This is a genomic window from Streptomyces beijiangensis (assembly GCF_017315755.1).
GTDB classification, from domain to species: domain Bacteria; phylum Actinomycetota; class Actinomycetes; order Streptomycetales; family Streptomycetaceae; genus Streptomyces; species Streptomyces beijiangensis.
Genome location: NZ_JAFLRJ010001423.1, coordinates 1 through 230, shown reverse-complemented (window position 1 = coordinate 230; position 230 = coordinate 1). Strand labels below are relative to the sequence as shown.

The window sequence follows — 230 nt, the reverse complement described above, 5'->3', positions numbered from 1 at the left end:
AGTACGAGGTGCTCGACCCGGTGATCGACCCCGAACAGGCCTTCGAGGCCGAGCCGCTGCACCCCGACGGCAACCTGATCCGGCACATCCCGCTGCGGCACGGCGACCCGGACGCGGCCGGTGACCTCGTCGTCGAGGGCCTGTACCGCATCGGCCGTCAGGACCCCGCACCCATCGGCGCCGAGGCCGGACTCGCCGTCCCCCGTCCGGACGGCGGGGTCGAGCTGTAC

General features: G+C 73.5%; 1 protein-coding gene. It reads left to right on the top strand.

Annotated features, from left to right (window positions below; all coding sequences use genetic code 11):
- Positions 1 to 230 (top strand): hypothetical protein (locus tag J0695_RS42105; RefSeq protein WP_206970075.1); only part of this gene is annotated, 230 nt, incomplete at both ends.